Source organism: Streptomyces sp. NPDC002809, assembly GCF_040295435.1.
Lineage (GTDB): Bacteria > Actinomycetota > Actinomycetes > Streptomycetales > Streptomycetaceae > Streptomyces.
The window spans coordinates 1-14,200 of record NZ_JBEOVJ010000035.1; the positions used below are offsets into that span (position 1 = coordinate 1).

Below are 14,200 nucleotides of genomic sequence, written 5' to 3' on the forward strand. Positions count from 1 at the left end.
CCGCGCATCACGCCCGGGGGGGGATCGGGGCGGGGGGTTCCGGGGTCGCTGCCCCGGGACCGGCCAACGCGGGGGGCCCCGGACCTGTGCGGCCGGGGGCCCCCGGCGTTCGGGAGGCCGAAGGCGTGGGCGGTTACGCCCAGAGCTGGCCCTGCAGTGTTTCGATGGCCGCCTCTGTCGTGGGGGCGGTGTAGACGCCCGTCGACAGGTACTTCCATCCGCCGTCCGCGACGACGAAGACGATGTCGGCGCTCTCGCCGGCCTTGACCGCCTTGTTGCCGACGCCGATCGCCGCGTGGAGTGCGGCACCGGTGGAAACTCCGGCGAAGATGCCCTCCTGCTGGAGGAGTTCGCGGGTGCGGGTGACGGCGTCGGCGGATCCGACGGAGAAGCGGGTGGTGAGGACGGAGGCGTCGTAGAGCTCGGGGACGAAGCCCTCGTCGAGGTTGCGGAGGCCGTAGACGAGGTCGTCGTAGCGCGGCTCGGCGGCGACGATCTTGATTCCGTCGACGTGTTCGCGCAGGTAGCGGCCGACACCCATGAGGGTGCCGGTGGTGCCGAGGCCTGCGACGAAGTGGGTGATCGACGGGAGGTCGGCGAGGATCTCGGGGCCGGTGGTGGCGTAGTGGGCGCCCGCGTTGTCGGGGTTGCCGTACTGGTAGAGCATCACCCAGTCGGGGTGCTCGGCCGCGAGTTCCTTGGCGACGCGGACGGCGGTGTTGGAGCCGCCCGCTGCCGGGGAGAAGATGATCTCGGCGCCCCACATGGCGAGCAGGTCGCGTCGCTCCTGGGAGGTGTTCTCCGGCATCACGCAGACGATGCTGTAGCCCTTGAGCTTGGCCGCCATGGCGAGGGAGATGCCGGTGTTGCCGCTGGTGGGTTCGAGGATGGTGCAGCCGGGGGTGAGCCGGCCGTCCTTCTCGGCCTGCTCGACCATGTGGAGCGCGGGGCGGTCCTTGATCGAGCCGGTGGGGTTGCGGTCCTCCAGTTTGGCCCAGATGCGGACGTCGTCCGCCGGTGACAGCCGCGGCAGGCGGACGAGCGGGGTGTTGCCCACTGCGGCGAGCGGGCTGTCATAGCGCATCAGTTCATGCCGCCGGCGACGGCCGGGAGGATGGTGACGTTGTCGCCGTCGCTGAGCTTGGTGGAGATGCCGTCGAGGAAGCGGACGTCCTCGTCGTTGAGGTAGACGTTCACGAAGCGGCGGAGCTGTTCGCCGTCGACGATGCGCTCACGGATGCCGGTGTGGCGGCTTTCCAGGTCCGTGAAGAGGTCGGCGAGGGTGTCCCCGTTGCCCTCGACGGCCTTGGCGCCGTCGGTGTAGGTGCGGAGGATGGTCGGGATGCGGACCTCGATGGCCATGGCGTGGGCTCCTGTCGAAGCGGAGTGTTGGCGGTCGGCGTGCGGCGCGCGGCTCTGCCCCCGCGCAGGGAGTGTTACGTGAAGGGCTGCGTCCGGTGGGGCGGCGCCGGGCCTCGGCCCGGCTCAGGCCTCGCGGCCGGCGGTGCGGTGGTTCGTACAGATCGCGCTGGCGAGTCGGCACAGGTCGACGTGCAGGCGCGCCACGAGCAGCGTGCCCGGCGTCTTGTCGCTCACGTCATGGGGAACCATGGGCTCATCGTATCGATTCCCGGTCCGGAATCCGGTATGTGATCTCACCTGATGGATGGTTCGCGTTCGACAGGTGGACAGGGCCGGGTGCGTGGCCCTGTCCGTCCGTCGCGGGTGGGTGCTGGCGCCGAGGTCAGGGCGCGGGGTGGGCGTCGACGACCTCGACGTCCTCCTCGGTGATCTCGCCGTCCACGATGCGGTACGAGCGGAACTGGAAGGGTCCTGCATCGTCGGCGTCGGCGGTCGACACGAGGACATAGTGGGCGCCGGGTTCGTTGGCGTACGTGACGTCGGTGCGGGAGGGGTAGGCCTCGGTCGCGGTGTGCGAGTGGTAGACGATCACCGGTTCCTCGTCCCGGTCGTCCATGTCGCGGTAGAGCTTGAGGAGGTCGGCCGAGTCGAATTCGTAGAACGTGGGCGAGCGGGCCGCGTTGAGCATGGGGATGAAGCGTTCGGGGCGGCCTGTTCCGGCGGGCCCGGCGACCACGCCGCACGCCTCGTCGGGGTGGTCGGCGCGGGAGTGCGCGACGATCTGGTCGTACAGCGCCTGGGTGATGGTCAGCATGGCGCCCAGGATAGGACGACGGGCCCCCGCGTACCGAGGAGTGGTACGCGGGGGCCCGCATCGTGGGACCGGTCCGTCGGGGGCCTGTGGTTCAGCGGCCCGCGAAGGCCTTGTTCCCGGGGTTGCGGGCCTTGAGGACGAGGTACGAGACGCCGAGGATCAGGGCCCACAGCGGGGCGCAGTAGAGCGAGATCCTGGTGTCCTTGTCGATGCCCATCATGACGATGACCACGCCGATGAACGCGAGGGCGAAGACGCTGGTGTACGGGGCTCCGGGGGCCCGGAAGGTGGACTGCGGGAGGGCTCCGCGGTCGGCGAGGCGCCGGTAGCGGAGCTGGCTGATCAGGATCATGATCCAGGCCCACATGCCGGAGATGGTGGCGAAGGAGACGACGTAGGTGAAGGCGTCACCGGGCCACTGGTAGTTGATCCAGACGCCGACGAGCATGAGGGCGGCGGAGACGGTGGTGCCGACGAGAGGGGTGCCGCTCCTCGTCAGCCGGGTGAAGAACTTGGGGCCCTGGCCGTTGAGCGCGAGGTCGCGCAGCATGCGTCCGGTGGAGTACATGCCGGAGTTGCAGGAGGAGAGCGCCGCGGTCAGGACGACGAAGTTGACGATGCCCGCCCCGAGGCCGAGGCCCATCTTCTCGAAGGCTTCGACGAACGGGGAGACGTCCGGTGAGAACTCGGTCCAGGGGACGACCGAGAGGATCATGACGAGGGCGCCGACGTAGAAGACGGCGATGCGCCACGGCACGGTGTTGATGGCCTTGGGCAGGACGGTCTTGGGGTCCTTGGACTCGCCGGCGGTGACGCCGACGAGCTCGACGGCGAGGAAGGCGAACATCACGATCTGCAGGGTCATCAGGGTGCCCTTGATGCCGTGCGGGAAGAATCCGCCGTCGGACCACAGGTGGGTGACGGACGCGGTGTCGCCCGCGTCGGAGAAGCCGAGGGTGAGAATTCCTGCACAGATGAGGATCATGCCGACGATGGCGGTGACCTTGACCATGGAGAACCAGAATTCGAGTTCACCGAACAGCTTCACGGAGATCAGGTTCACGCCGTACAGGATGATCGTGAAGATCAGTGCGGACACCCATTGCGGAATGTCGAACCAGAACGTCATGTACTGGGCTGCCGCGGTGACTTCGGTAATTCCGGTGACGACCCAGAACAGCCAGTAGGTCCAGCCGGTGACGAAGCCTGCGAAGGGGCCGATGAATTCGCGGGCGTACTCCGAGAAGGAGCCGGAGACCGGGCGGTACATGAGGAGTTCGCCCAGGGCCCGCATGATGAAGAAGATCACCAGGCCCGCGACGGCATACGCCAGGACGAGGCTGGGGCCGGCCTTGGCGATGGCCTTGCCCGCGCCGAGGAAGAGGCCGGTGCCGATGGCCCCGCCGATCGCGATCATCTGGATCTGGCGGGCACCGAGTGCTCTCTGGTAGCCCTCGGCGGAAGTGGTGGCATCCGCGGCTGCGGCGTGCGGGCCTTCTTGTCCCTTGTCGTCGACCTGCGCCGATGTCATGTGGTGCGCCTTTCTCCACGCCGATCCGCGCCTTTCGGCTGCGGATCAGGTCCTGATCCCCCCGGATATGGATGGAGTGCCGCCGGCGGTTGCCGGCTCGTAGCGCCTACCCGGGAACAGGGGTGGCGTCCCCGAGTGGTCGTGAAGATTTATCACGACCACATCGGCGATCCACCGGACATTATGTGGCGCACACCACAGGAAAAAGCGGACAACGGTGTCCTGGCGCTGCAAAAAAGACCGATCAGGTGACGCGATCGTTATTCGGATTTGAGCGCCCGTTGAGCGAACACCGCGCAGTCCCGCAAGCGCTTCGCGTTACGGCATCAGCGTCTCGACAAGCGTTTCCTGGAGCGCGCCCAGCCAGAGGTAGGCCATGACCATCGGCTTGCGCGGGTCGCTGTCGGGCAGCCGGTAGAGGGAGCCGTCCTCGCCGCCGTCCTCGTCGGAGACCTCCAGGCGGGTGCCGATGGTGAGCCGGAGGTCGTTGAGGGAGCCCAGCCAGCTGCGGCATTCGTCGGCGGTGAGGGTGAGCACGGCGGCGTCGTCCCCGACGGGTGTGAGCGCGTCGAGGGTGCGGATGACGACGAGGGCGTCGTCGCGCTTGCGGGTGCGCAGGTCGTTCTCGGTGAAGCGGCGGAACTCGGCGGACGCCGCGCGCAGTTCGGTGTCGTCGTCGCCGTAGGCCTCGGGGAAGAGGCGGGCCAGGGCGGGGTCGGAGGGCGGTTCGCTGGGGCCCTCGGCGAACAGGGCGGCGAGCGGGTCCTCGCCCTCGGCGGGTTCGTCGCCGGGGCCGATGAGTTCGAGCAGCTGGACGGCGAGGGAGCGCAGGATCGCGATCTCCACCTCGTCGAGCGCGACGGCCGCGCCGCCGCCGGGGGTGGCCTCGAAGTGGCCGGCCATGGGTTCTCTCCGATGGTGGTCGGGCGGGGCGGGGGCTGGGGCTGGGAGTGCCGAGGGGGTCAGTTGCGGTCCTGGGTGAGGGTGGCCCACAGTCCGTAGCCGTGCATGGCCTGGACGTCGCGTTCCATCTCTTCGCGGCTGCCGCTGGAGACGACGGCGCGGCCCTTCTGGTGGACGTCGAGCATCAGCTTGTGCGCCTTGTCCTTGGAATAGCCGAAATAGGCCTGAAAGACATAGGTCACGTAGCTCATGAGGTTGACCGGGTCGTTGTGGACCAGCGTCACCCAGGGGACGTCGGGCTCGGGGACAACGAGGTTCTCCTCGGCCGATTCGGGACGTTCGATCTCTACGGGGGCGACGCTCACCTACCCCATGCTGCCACTCGCGAAGGCGCATCGCACAAACGGGGCCGGTGGCGCGGCGGGCCCGACACCCCCATCTCGTCACTTTGACGAAATAGGGGTAGCATCCCCGGCATGAACTCAGCGGACCTTGGGCGACGGGTCGGTGTGCCGTCGACCGCGCTCTTCACCGACCAGTACGAGCTCACGATGGTGCAGGCCGCACTGAAGGCCGGCACCGCCGACCGGCGCTCGGTCTTCGAGGCGTTCACCCGCCGACTGCCCGAGGGGCGGCGCTACGGCGTCGTCGCGGGCATCGGGCGGGTCCTGGACGCGGTGGAGAACTTCCACTTCGACGACGAGATGCTCACCTTCCTGCGCGACCAGAACGTCGTCGACGGGCCCACACTCGCCTATCTGGCCGATTACCGCTTCAGCGGCGACATCTGGGGCTACCCGGAGGGCGAGGTGTACTTCCCGGGCTCGCCGATCCTGCGGGTCGAGGGCTCCTTCGCCGAGTGCGTGCTGCTGGAGACGGTGATCCTGTCGATCCTCAACCACGACTCGGCGATCGCCGCGGCGGCCTCGCGGATGTCGGCGGCGGCCGGCGGGCGCGGGCTGATCGAGATGGGTGCCCGGCGCACCCACGAACTGTCGGCGGTGGCCTCGGCCCGTGCCGCGTACATCGGCGGCTTCGACACGACGTCGGACCTGGCCGCGGGCTTCCGCTACAACATCCCGACGGTCGGCACGAGCGCCCACGCGTTCACCCTGCTGCACGACTCCGAGCGCGACGCGTTCCGGGCCCAGGTCGACTCGCTGGGGCGTGACACGACATTGCTCGTCGACACGTACGACGTCACCGCGGCGGTCCGTACGGCTGTCGAGGTCGCCGGGACGGAGCTGGGTGCGGTCCGGATCGACTCGGGTGACCTGCTGCTGGTCGCGCACCGGGTGCGCCAGCAGCTGGACGAGCTGGGCGCGACGGGCACGAAGATCGTGGTGACGTCGGACCTGGACGAGTACGCCATCGCGTCGCTGGCCGCGGCGCCGGTGGACGCGTACGGGGTGGGAACGCAGCTGGTGACCGGCAGCGGGCACCCCACCTGCTCGATGGTCTACAAGCTTGTCGCCCGCGCCTCCTCGGCCGACCCGGCGGACGAGCTGCGGCCGGTGGCGAAGAAGTCGCTGGGCGCGAAGTCCTCGAAGGGCGGTCGCAAGTGGGCGGCTCGCCGGCTGGACGAGGACGGGGTGGCCGAGGCCGAGGTGATCGGCACCGGTCCGGTGCCGCCGGAGCTGGCGGACCGGCAGCTGCTGGTGGAGCTGGTCAGGGGCGGCGAGGTGGTCGCACGCGAGCCGCTGGACGCGGCGCGGGAGCGGCATATCGCTTCGCGGGCGGGGTTGCCGATGTCGGCGATGCAGTTGTCGCGGGGCGAGCCGGTGCTGCCCACCGAGTACGTGTGAGGGTGCGGGGTGGGTTGCGGCGTGGGGTCGGTGCGGGGTGCGGTGCGGTGCGGGGTGCCGGGGGCGTCCGGCAGTCGCTCCGTCCTCAATCGCCGGACGGGCTTGATCCTGCCGGCCCGGCTCGGTTCCGCACGGCCCGGCTCGGTTCCGCACAGCCCGGCCCGGTTCCGCACGGCCCGGCTCGGTTCTGCACGGACGGGCTCGGTATTGGCCGGACGGGTCGACTTGCCCGGCCGGGCTTGAATTCGGCCGGACGGGCAGGTTTCGCACGGCTGGACTCGATTTTGGCCGGACGGGCTTGATTTGCGCGAGCACCCCCTCCCTAAGCCGGGCCTGATTCCCTAGGCTCGATGCCACCCCCGTAACCCCGCATCCCTCACACCCCTCCCCCTCCCCCACCGAAGGACACCCGCCATGCACCGCGCCTTGATCGTCGTGGACGTCCAGAACGACTTCTGCGAGGGCGGGAGCCTCGCGGTGGCCGGGGGCGCCGACGTCGCCGCCGCCATCACCGACCTGATCGGTGAGGCCCAGCCGGGCTACCGGCACGTGGTGGCCACCCGTGACCACCACATCGACCCGGGTGACCACTTCTCGCAGGCGCCGGACTTCGAGCACTCCTGGCCCGTGCACTGCGTCGCCGGTACGGAAGGGGTGGGCTTCCACCCCAATTTCGCCCCCGCGGTCGCCTCGGGGGCGATCGACACCGTCTTCGACAAGGGTGCCTACGCAGCCGCGTACAGCGGCTTCGAGGGTCAGGACGAGAACGGGGCGGGGCTGGCCGAGTGGCTGCGCGACCGCGGGGTCACCGAGGTCGACGTGGTCGGCATCGCGACCGACCACTGCGTCCGGGCCACCGCGCTCGACGCCGTCCGTGAGGGCTTCGCCACACACGTACTGCTGGGTCTGACCGCGGGCGTCGCCGAGGCGACGACGGACCGGGCACTGGCCGAGATGCGGGACGCGGGCGTGGTGCTCTCCGGCAAGCCGGTGGTCTGAGCGGCGGCGGGCCCGGACGCGAGGCCCTGAGGGCTGCCGGGCCGGGTACGGCGGGACGGTCCTCAGCTCTGCCGGGCCGGCAGGGCGGGCCTCAGCAGGGCTCGTATCGGGTGCCAGAGCTCCTGGGCCCGCTCGGGTCTCGCGCGCCACAGGAGGCCGTCGGGGTGGTGCAGGACGGCGGTGATCTCGTCCGGGGTGGGCGGCTCCGCGTTGCCGCGGAGGTAGACGGCGCGCAGGCCCAGATTGCGCAGCCTGGTCAGGGCGCGGGCCCGGTTGACCGCGTGTACCAGGACGCGTACCGGGGTGTCCGGCCCCACGCCTCCCATCGGACTCGGCAGTGTGATCGCGACGACCACGCTGCCGTTCGGCAATTTGCTGAATCCTCCGCCTGCCATGCTCCGCGCTCCCCCGTGAGACGTCGTGTCAATAGGAATCCGAACAAGAGGCACCTAAACACGATCGGCCGCCGCCCGCTAGAGGGCGACGGCCGATCATGCTTTGACCTGCTGTTTTACCGGGTTACTTGTGCGAGGGACCCACGCGGACGGTCACCGTGGAGCCGCTGAACGGCTCGTTGATGATCGAGATCCGGGTGTTGGTGTCAGTTACCTGCACGCTGCCGGTCTTGTTCTCCTCGTACCAGTAGGTGCCCTTGTGGTCGTCGAAGACCGGAACGCCGAGCTGCGGCTTGATCTTCGTGGCCACGTCACCGTTGTGGAGCGTGAAGCCGTCGGTGGGGTACCAGCTGAACGGGGCGTCGAACGGCTGGATCTTGTTGCGGATGACCGTGCCGTCCGCCCACTTCAGCGGCTTGGCGTGCGCGTCGATCGGCAGGATCAGGCCGTGACCCGGGTGGGTCGAGACGTTGTTGTCCTTCTGCGAGCTGTCCCACAGCCAGATGAGCAGGCCGTTCTGGTACGGGTAGTGCTCGACCCAGTCCGGACGGGTGTTGGCGAAGCCGAAGTTGTACGGGCCGACCTTGAGGGTCTGGTCGTACGAGACGTACTGGCGGTTCTCCGCGATGTAGCGCTGCGGGTAGTCCTTGGTGAAGGACGCGCCCACCCGCGAGAAGCCCTTGGCGGTCCAGCCGTTGTCGTCGCCCTCGGCGTTGTCCGTGAAGAGCGCGGCGCCGTCGGCGTTGACCGAGATGGTGTCGGCGGCGAAGCCGATGCCGCCCGCGCCGCCGTCGGTGGCGTAGCGGAAGCGGATGTCGATCTTCTTGCCGGCGTAGGCGTCCAGCGAGTACGAGAGCTTCTGGTACTTGCCGGAGACGTCGGTCAGGGCCGGCTTGTCACTGGCGTCGCGCGGGATGGCCTTGCCGTCGGCGGTGCCGTCGATCGCGGACCAGCTGGTGCCGCCGTTTTCCGACACCTCGGTGTAGAGGTAGTCGTAGTCGGCCTCGATGTCCCACCAGCCCGAAAGGTCCAGGGACGCCTTGGACTTGCCGGTCAGGTCGACCGGACGCGACAGCGTGTTGCTGAGGTCGTCGCCCATGTCGCTCCACCACTGCTTGGCGCCCTCGGCGGGCGTCGTGACATCGGTGGTGACGGCCTTGTCGGGCAGCTCGACGACGAGTGCCTGCTTGTTCTTGGTGTTGTACTCGGACACACCCAGCTTGTGGGTGGACTTCGTCGCGGCCTTGGCCACGTCGTAGTCCAGCCAGCCCAGCTGGAACTTGTCCCAGGCGGTCATGTCGCCGGGCAGGTCACCGATGCTGTTCTTACCGGTGCCGAGCCAGGAACCGGCCGACATCAGCGACCAGAAGCCGACCGAGTTCTCGGCGGTGTTGGTCGTGTCGTAGAGGTCCGGCAGGCCGAGGTCGTGGCCGTACTCGTGGGCGAAGACGCCCAGGCCGCCGTTCTCGGGCTGTGCGGTGTAGTCGCCGACCCAGATGCCGGTGTCACCGATCTGCGTGCCGCCGGCCTTGTTCTCGGCCGGACCGGTCGCGCCGGCGTTGGTGCCGTAGGCGTACCAGCGGTGCGCCCAGATGGCGTTCTTGCCCTCGGCGCCGCCGCCCGCGGACTCGTCCTCGCCGGCGTGCACGATCTGGAAGTGGTCGATGTAGCCGTCGGGCTCGTTGAACTTGCCGTCACCGTCGTAGTCGTAACGGTCCCACTGGTCGTACTGAGCCAGGTCCGTCTTGATCTGCTCGGGCGTACGGCCCTTGGCCTTCTGGTCGGCGGCCCAGGCGTTCACGCCGTCCTTGATCATGTCCCAGGCGTTGGCGCAGTTGGTCGAACCGCAGTAGTTCGAGCCGTAGCGGGCCTCGTTGTACGGGACCTTGACCCAGTCGGAGACCTCGCCCTCGACCGAGTAGCGCCCGGAGGACGTCTTCTCGTAGTACGTCTTGAGCGAGTTCTTGCCGGCACCCTCGCCGAAGTACAGCTCCTGGAAGTGGGCCTGGTTGTAATCGGCCTGCCAGGCGGTGCTGTTGTCCTTCTTGGGGTCCGGCTTGGCTATCTTGTTGTGCGCCGGTCCCGCCGTGCCGCCGTACTTCGGGACGGCGGGCTTGGGGCCGTCGCCGTCCGGGTCGTACATGGTCGTGTTGTCGACCTGGTCGCCGAACTCCACCAGGACGGTGAAGATCTTGTCGGTCTTCTCGCGGCCGAGTTCGACGTACTTCTTGTCGTCGAGCTTGACGACCTTGGAGCCGTCGCGCGTCGACACCTTCTTCTCGCCGGATATGACCTGTTCCAGGGCGGCCTGACGCTGGGCGTCCTGCTGCTTGCTGAACGGGCCTTCCAGGTCGTGCGCGTCGCCCTTGGCCGACCCCGGGTCCCGGCGGTCGATCGTGGTGGCAGCGGTTCCTGACGTCTGGTCATCTGCCTGAGCGGTGGCGAAGGCGGATGCGGTGGCGGCGGTCGCAGCCATGGCCACGACAACCGCCCCGGTGCGAAGCGCCCGTCTTTTAATGATCACGTGATGCAGTCCTCCCCGGCGCCCGCGGCTACGGCCTTTGAGGTGTAAAGGGGCCGCGCGCGGTAACGCGTCACAAGTGACGACATTCGACCGGAGTTACGGAAGAAAAGACAGACCTTGACTTGAACAGACCAAGTGCACTATGCAGGAGCGCGTTTCCGCTATCCGGACGACCATCCCGTGCTCGACCGGCGCGCCAAAGCCCCCCAGCGGCGCGCGAGATGACTCCGTGCGCCCCCCGTGCAACGGTACCGTGGGTTAGGTGACGCTTACTACCCGTTCCGCTCGGGCATTCACCGTCGTAGAGTCACTTGACAGCGAGACCGTGTCGAGAGACTGCCCATCCGACGTCCCGAGGACGGATACCGCCATGCCGCGTCCCACTGCTGCACAGCTCTCCTACGGTTCGGTGACCGTCGTCTTCTCGACCCTCGCCATGCTGCTGCTGTCCCGGACCGAATCGGGCATCGGCATCGCCGTCATCGGTACGGCCGCGCTCGCGCTCGGTCTGCTGGTGGCCGTCACCGTTCCCCTGCCGGCGCGCAGGAAGACAGCGAAAGCGGCGAGGACAAGGGCCGCGGTGTCCGTACACCGCGACGCCGTCCCCGCCGCTGCCGAACCCGAGGGCCGCACCCTCGACCCCGTACAGAGCAGGATCCCGGCGGCACGCGCCGCATCGGAGCGGGTGGGCGAGCACTCGCTGCGCCGCTGACCGCCACCGCCGGGAGGGTGCCGACGCCCTCCCGGCCTGCCGTCAGTTGGTGACCACCACCACCGTCTTGGCCGCCTTGTCCTGGAGCCCCTGCTTATAGGGCTTGTCCGTGAACATCAGCACGATGTTGATCAGCCACCACAGGCACGGGCAGCACAGCAGCGCCGGCAACCACAGCACCACGGCCCGCAGGAACGCACTGCCGGTGTCCGGCACCCGGCCGTCGTTCAGCATCGCGACGCGCAGTTTCAGCAGCCGCTTGCCCAGAGTGCGGCCGTCCTTGTGCGTGAAGTACGTGTCGTACGCGACGTAGACCGCCAGGGCGATCAGCGACCAGAGCAGCTGATGCCCGCTGTAGGTCTGGGCGAAGACGTCACTGACGTTGTCGTCGTTGTTGTTGTCCGACACCTCGACCGCGCCGCCCCAGGGCAGCGAGATCAGGTACAGCGGGATCGAGATGATCAGGAAGTCGATCAGCCGGGCCAGGATCCGCTTGCCGGGCTCGGCGAGCGGTGGCATGCCCGCCAGCGGATCCGTACCGCCGAACTGACCGCCGCCGTACGGACCGGGGTCGTACGGCGGCGGGGGCGGCGGCGCGCTGCCGTAGGGCGAGCCCGACGACGGCGGCGGCTGGGACCCGTCCGGCTTCTTGGAGAACGGGTCGTCCTCGGGCGGCTGACCGGACGTCGGCTGATCGTTGCTCATGCGGGCAGTGCACCCCGCCCCACGGGCGCCCGCAACGGCTCAGGTGCGTTCGGGGGAACGGAATCCGTCCGACGGCCCTCACCCGAAGGGCCGTCAGCCGTGCGGGTCGCTCCCCCGGCCTCTTCTCAGCCCGCGACGAAGGTGCGGGCCGCCTTGTCGTGCCAGCACTGGCGCCACGGCCGGTCGATCAGGCACCAGAGCACATTGACCACGCCGATGACCAGCAGGCCCAGCACCCCGTAGACCAGCCAGCGGCGCAGGGCGGCACCGAAGCCGGGCGCGTCGTGGGACTCGATGTCCCGTACGTCGAGTCCGCAGAGCTTCTTGCCGAGCGTACGGCCCCACTTCGCGGTCGGCAGCGCCTCCAAGAGGATGCCCAGCACCAGGAAGACGCCGAGAACCGCACCGCCCAGGGAGGCCGTGGTGGAGTCCAGCAGCCAGACGGTGACCGTCTCGCCGGACAGCTTGGCCGCGTCGATCTTCTCGTTGACGTGGTCCGCCGCCCGGGACGCGAGCGGCACGGCGACGGCGCCGACGAGCGCGCCGAGCACGACCGTGTCGATGAGCCGGGCGGCCAGCCGCTTGCCGAGCGCCGCCGGGCGGGCCGCCGTCCGGGCCGCGGCGAGCTGCTGGAAGTGGTCGTCGACCGGGGGCTTCCAGGGCACGACGGGCTGGTCGGGGTGCGGCGCCTGCTGGGACTGCTGCGGGAACGCGGGCCGTTGCTGCTGTGCGGGCGCCTGCGGCCCGGCGTTCTGTTCGGGCCGGGCCAGCTGATGGGCCTGCTGCGCCCAGGAGGCGGAGCCGCCGCCGGGGCCGGGCGTGAGCGGGCTGTTGAGCGCCGCGGGGGCCGGGACGGGCGCGGACTGCCCGGCCGGGGCGGGGGCGGGCGCAGAGACCTGCGGAGCGGGCCTGGAGGGCTGCTGTGCGGCGGGTTGCCGGGCGGCTGGCTGCGGGGCGGCGGGCGGCGCGGTGCCCGGGGTGATCGCACGGATCGTCAGCGTGCCGTCCTCGGGCGGCTGCTGCGCGTCGCGCGGACCCGGCGTCCTGCCGCCCGGTCCCACGGCGCGCATCGTGACGGTGCCGTCTGCGGGAGGGCGCGGCGTGCCGCCGGTTCCGCCACCGGGGCCGGCGGGGCGGCCCGGACGGCCGGCCCGGATGGCGACGGTGTTCTCGGGGGCCGGGCCGCCGCCGTCGCGCATGCCCGGCAGCGCACCGCGGGTGGGGTCCGCGGGGACGGGGAGACGCGGGTCGGCGGGCGCCCGGTCCGCGGGTACGGGGGCGCCGGTGTCCGGGGTGCCGCCCGGGGGTGTCCGGGGACCGGCCTCGGCGGGTCCGCCCTGGGGTCCGGGCGCGCCGCCCCAGGAGACCCGCCGGTCGCGCTCGCCGCCGAAGCCGGTCTGCCGGGAGGCGTCGGCCTGCCAGGCGGTGGCGGGTTCGGGGCGGTTCCCCTCGTACGGCTCCTCGTCGAAGAAGACCGGTCCGGTCTCCTCCACCGCGGCGGGTCCGGGCGTGGCGGCGTGCGGTCCGGCCTCCTCCTCGGAGGGTGCGGTGGGCAGGGGCTCACCCTGCTGCGGGGCGGGCCGGCTGGTGCCGGGCACCCACGAGGCGCCGTTCCAGTACCGGACGTATCCGGGAATGGACGGGTCGGGGTAGTACCCCTCGCGGGGGCTGTCGTCACCGGGTGCCGGGGTTGGGGCGCTCATCACCGTGGTCCCGTATCTCTTCGAGGCCTTGGACCGGCCGGCGGCTGGGGGCGGCGTCGCCCACCCCCCAATTGCGGGTCGGTCCCAATACAAGGGTCCACATCTATCAGACGCCCGCCCGCCACCGGGCCGGTCCTGGCGTTTGGGCCACTTTCCGGTCCCCCCGAAATATTTTTCCCGAAGTCGCGTAATGGATGACGGGGAGGGTGCTCTCTCCCTGTGCGGGCGGTCGTGCGACCGGCCCACAGGCATCGAAAGGACGCACCTCATGAACACCGTCGTGGAACGAGAGCTCGAACTCAAGCTGGTCCTGTCGCCCGAGCGCAGCATCCCCGTGCCCGCCCGGCTGACGTATCGCACCGAGGATCCCTACGCCGTGCACATCACCTTCCACATCGGCTCGGACGCCCCCGTTCACTGGACGTTCGCCCGGGATCTGCTGGTCGAAGGGGTGTTCCGGCCCTGCGGGCACGGGGACGTGCGGATCTGGCCGACGAAGGTCGACGGGCGCAGCGTCATCTGCGTGGCGCTGACCTCGCCCGACGGCAACGCCCTGCTGGAGGTGCCGTCGGCCGCGGTGGCCACCTGGGTGGAGCGGACGCTGGGCATCGTTCCGCCGGGTACGGAGTCCGAGCGGCTCGGCATCGACGATGCGCTGGCCGAGCTGCTCGCGCCGCTGCCGGCCGACGACCTGTGGATGAGCGACCCGTGGCCGTCGGACGAGTCGCAGGACGGGGAGAGTTGAGA

15 protein-coding genes are annotated in these 14,200 nt (G+C 69.8%); 4 read left to right on the forward strand and 11 right to left on the reverse strand.

All coding sequences use genetic code 11. The features are described 5' to 3' along the window. Positions 1-133: 133 nt before the first annotated feature. The 7 genes from ABT025_RS21225 to clpS all read right to left on the reverse strand — a co-directional run bounded on the left by ABT025_RS21225 (position 134) and on the right by clpS (position 4,975). Positions 134-1,084 carry a PLP-dependent cysteine synthase family protein gene (locus tag ABT025_RS21225; protein ID WP_350996541.1) on the reverse strand — a complete coding sequence of 317 codons (951 nt, stop codon included), beginning with the start codon at positions 1,082-1,084 and terminating at the stop codon, positions 134-136. Beyond that, a complete protein-coding gene (locus ABT025_RS21230) occupies positions 1,084-1,362 on the reverse strand; it encodes a MoaD/ThiS family protein (RefSeq protein ID WP_350996543.1) in 279 nt (92 codons plus the stop codon). The genes ABT025_RS21225 and ABT025_RS21230 overlap by 1 nt, the downstream gene beginning before the upstream one ends. 123 nt (positions 1,363-1,485) lie before the next feature. Further along, a complete protein-coding gene (locus ABT025_RS21235) occupies positions 1,486-1,611 on the reverse strand; it encodes a putative leader peptide (protein ID WP_261991849.1) in 126 nt (41 codons plus the stop codon). A 133-nt stretch (positions 1,612-1,744) separates the two neighbouring features. Then, complete coding sequence (locus ABT025_RS21240) at positions 1,745-2,176, reverse strand: M67 family metallopeptidase (RefSeq protein WP_350996547.1); 432 nt, start codon at positions 2,174-2,176, stop codon at positions 1,745-1,747. A 91-nt stretch (positions 2,177-2,267) separates the two neighbouring features. Then, a complete protein-coding gene (locus tag ABT025_RS21245) occupies positions 2,268-3,707 on the reverse strand; it encodes an amino acid permease (protein ID WP_350996550.1) in 1,440 nt (479 codons plus the stop codon). Between the two features lie 318 nt (positions 3,708-4,025). Beyond that, positions 4,026-4,610, reverse strand: coding sequence for a DUF2017 domain-containing protein (locus tag ABT025_RS21250; RefSeq protein ID WP_350996553.1), 585 nt, complete (start codon positions 4,608-4,610; stop codon positions 4,026-4,028). 59 nt (positions 4,611-4,669) lie between these two features. After that, positions 4,670-4,975, reverse strand: coding sequence for an ATP-dependent Clp protease adapter ClpS (gene clpS / locus ABT025_RS21255; protein WP_018555894.1), 306 nt, complete (start codon positions 4,973-4,975; stop codon positions 4,670-4,672). Positions 4,976-5,086: 111 nt separating this feature from the next. Between clpS and ABT025_RS21260 the strand changes: the two genes are divergently transcribed. Further along, entirely contained in the window at positions 5,087-6,415 is a 1,329-nt protein-coding gene (locus tag ABT025_RS21260) for a nicotinate phosphoribosyltransferase (RefSeq protein WP_350996557.1), read from the forward strand. Positions 6,416-6,829: 414 nt separating this feature from the next. Continuing rightward, positions 6,830-7,414 (forward strand): isochorismatase family protein, encoded by a 585-nt coding sequence (locus ABT025_RS21265; RefSeq protein ID WP_350996560.1) that lies wholly within the window; start codon positions 6,830-6,832, stop codon positions 7,412-7,414. Positions 7,415-7,476: 62 nt separating this feature from the next. Here the strand turns inward: ABT025_RS21265 and ABT025_RS21270 are convergent, their stop codons facing one another. Beyond that, positions 7,477-7,809, reverse strand: a complete 333-nt coding sequence (locus ABT025_RS21270; RefSeq protein WP_350996562.1) for a hypothetical protein — start codon at positions 7,807-7,809, stop codon at positions 7,477-7,479. Between the two features lie 124 nt (positions 7,810-7,933). Next, the gene (locus ABT025_RS21275) at positions 7,934-10,333 is read right to left on the reverse strand and encodes an immune inhibitor A domain-containing protein (RefSeq protein ID WP_350996568.1); all 2,400 of its coding nucleotides are present in this window, start codon (positions 10,331-10,333) and stop codon (positions 7,934-7,936) included. Positions 10,334-10,703: 370 nt separating this feature from the next. On the opposite strand from ABT025_RS21275, the gene ABT025_RS21280 reads away from it, so the two are divergent. Then, a complete protein-coding gene (locus ABT025_RS21280; protein WP_350996570.1) occupies positions 10,704-11,045 on the forward strand; it encodes a hypothetical protein in 342 nt (113 codons plus the stop codon). 42 nt (positions 11,046-11,087) lie between these two features. On the opposite strand, the gene ABT025_RS21285 is transcribed toward ABT025_RS21280, so the two are convergent. Continuing rightward, positions 11,088-11,750: an RDD family protein gene (locus ABT025_RS21285; protein WP_350996573.1), complete on the reverse strand. Its 663-nt coding sequence runs from the start codon at positions 11,748-11,750 to the stop codon at positions 11,088-11,090. Positions 11,751-11,875: 125 nt separating this feature from the next. Then, entirely contained in the window at positions 11,876-13,453 is a 1,578-nt protein-coding gene (locus ABT025_RS21290) for an RDD family protein (RefSeq protein WP_350996576.1), read from the reverse strand. 268 nt (positions 13,454-13,721) lie between these two features. Here ABT025_RS21290 and ABT025_RS21295 point away from each other — a divergent pair, with 268 nt between their 5' ends. Beyond that, complete coding sequence (locus ABT025_RS21295) at positions 13,722-14,198, forward strand: SsgA family sporulation/cell division regulator (protein ID WP_350996580.1); 477 nt, start codon at positions 13,722-13,724, stop codon at positions 14,196-14,198. Positions 14,199-14,200 lie beyond the last annotated feature (2 nt).

Bases quoted from the DNA above. Each gene is read 5' to 3' on its own strand.
- ABT025_RS21260 (WP_350996557.1), top strand. From the start codon at position 5,087: ATGAACTCAGCGGACCTTGGGCGACGGGTCGGTGTGCCGTCGACCGCG.
- ABT025_RS21245 (WP_350996550.1), bottom strand. From the start codon at position 3,707: ATGACATCGGCGCAGGTCGACGACAAGGGACAAGAAGGCCCGCACGCC.
- ABT025_RS21270 (WP_350996562.1), bottom strand. From the start codon at position 7,809: ATGGCAGGCGGAGGATTCAGCAAATTGCCGAACGGCAGCGTGGTCGTC.
- ABT025_RS21235 (WP_261991849.1), bottom strand. From the start codon at position 1,611: ATGGTTCCCCATGACGTGAGCGACAAGACGCCGGGCACGCTGCTCGTG.
- ABT025_RS21225 (WP_350996541.1), bottom strand. From the start codon at position 1,084: ATGCGCTATGACAGCCCGCTCGCCGCAGTGGGCAACACCCCGCTCGTC.
- ABT025_RS21240 (WP_350996547.1), bottom strand. From the start codon at position 2,176: ATGCTGACCATCACCCAGGCGCTGTACGACCAGATCGTCGCGCACTCC.
- ABT025_RS21280 (WP_350996570.1), top strand. From the start codon at position 10,704: ATGCCGCGTCCCACTGCTGCACAGCTCTCCTACGGTTCGGTGACCGTC.
- ABT025_RS21265 (WP_350996560.1), top strand. From the start codon at position 6,830: ATGCACCGCGCCTTGATCGTCGTGGACGTCCAGAACGACTTCTGCGAG.
- ABT025_RS21295 (WP_350996580.1), top strand. From the start codon at position 13,722: ATGAACACCGTCGTGGAACGAGAGCTCGAACTCAAGCTGGTCCTGTCG.
- ABT025_RS21290 (WP_350996576.1), bottom strand. From the start codon at position 13,453: ATGAGCGCCCCAACCCCGGCACCCGGTGACGACAGCCCCCGCGAGGGG.
- ABT025_RS21250 (WP_350996553.1), bottom strand. From the start codon at position 4,610: ATGGCCGGCCACTTCGAGGCCACCCCCGGCGGCGGCGCGGCCGTCGCG.
- ABT025_RS21285 (WP_350996573.1), bottom strand. From the start codon at position 11,750: ATGAGCAACGATCAGCCGACGTCCGGTCAGCCGCCCGAGGACGACCCG.
- ABT025_RS21230 (WP_350996543.1), bottom strand. From the start codon at position 1,362: ATGGCCATCGAGGTCCGCATCCCGACCATCCTCCGCACCTACACCGAC.